This window comes from Variovorax sp. 20P10.2.4, from assembly GCF_058244205.1.
On sequence record NZ_JBZAYE010001141.1, the window covers coordinates 1 to 1,244 of the forward strand.

At 70.1% G+C, this 1,244-nt stretch carries 1 protein-coding gene; it reads right to left on the reverse strand.

Going from position 1 to position 1,244, the window contains the following annotated elements; all coding sequences use genetic code 11:
• Positions 1-43: 43 nt before the first annotated feature.
• A partial coding sequence (locus tag AC27VN_RS41800; protein ID WP_490880563.1) for a cellulose synthase subunit BcsC-related outer membrane protein occupies positions 44-1,244 on the reverse strand: 1,201 nt, incomplete at its 5' end.

Consider the following 1,244-nt stretch of genomic DNA (forward strand, 5'->3'; position numbering starts at 1 on the left):
GAGCCCCTCGGGGCCGCGCGGCTTTTTCATGGGCCGTCGCCGTTCAGAGCAGCGGCGTGTACGGCGACACCAGCGGCCGCAGCGTCGTGCCCGTGGGCACGCCCAGCGTGCTCGAGCCGTCGAACACGTAGCGCAGGTAGAGGCTGCCGGTGAACTGCCGGTAGTCCTGCGCGTTGTTCAGGCCGACCGAGCCGCCCAGGTACATCTTCGGCGCGAGCTGGTACTCGAGCACCGCGGCGAGGTTGTAGGCCAGGCCGGTCTTCGAGGTCTTCGGATAGCGGCCGTTGTAGATCGTGCTGGTGAGGCCGAGCGACGCCGCGCCGGCGGCCGCGCGGCCGGCATCGCCGTTGCGGTTGCTGTCGGTCGGGAAGTAGGGCGTTTCCTTCTGGTTGAAGGCCTGCACGCCCAACGAGGCATTGACGCGCCACGACAGCCGGTTGTTGCGCCCGCTCCAGTCCACCGGCAGCGCGAGGCTCACGAAGCTCTGCGGGCTGAAGTAGCCGCCATGGCCGAAGGTGTAGTAGCTGAGGTTCTTGTCGTAGCCCATGATGCCGAGGTTGAGCCCCAGCGTGAGCTTGTTGCCGGGTTCGCTCAGCAGGTGGATGTAGCTGCCGCCGCCGATCTCGAAGCGCGAGTTGCTCGCCACGTTCTTGCCCGTGAGGCCGTGCAGCGCGCCGTAGCCGTAGAAGCCGTAGGTGCCGTCGTCGTAGCCGATGTCGCCGCGCGCGCCGGTCGCGACCACGCCGCCCCAGCGCTCGCCGGTGCGCTCGTCCTTCGCGCCCGCGAAGGACAGCAGGCTGTCGGTGACCGGCCGGCGCGACAGGTCGGCCTTGTACGACCACGCATCGCCGAAGGCGCCCTTGAAGGTGGCGTTGCCGATCAGGTTGACCTGCTGGAAGCCCAGCGGCGTGGTGCCGATGCTGGCGCCGAAGTTCTTGCCTTCGTAGCCCACGCTCAGGCCCAGGCCCGAGGCGTTCTGCTGGCCGGCCGTGGTGCCGTTCAGCAGGCCCGTGAAGGCCGAGCCGGGTCCGCCGCCGAAGCGGCTGGCGGTGGCCCAGTCGCCCGCGGGCGAGCCGGCATCGAGGAAGGTGGGCGTGACACCCACGACGATCTTGCCGTCGCCGACCGGGAAGCGGGCCTCGAACGGAATCTCGAAGTCGGTCAGCCGGCTCAGGCCGGCCTCGCCCGCGCGGTTGCGGAACACGGTGCCGGCGGTGATGGAGACCGAGCGCGCGGCCTCGAGC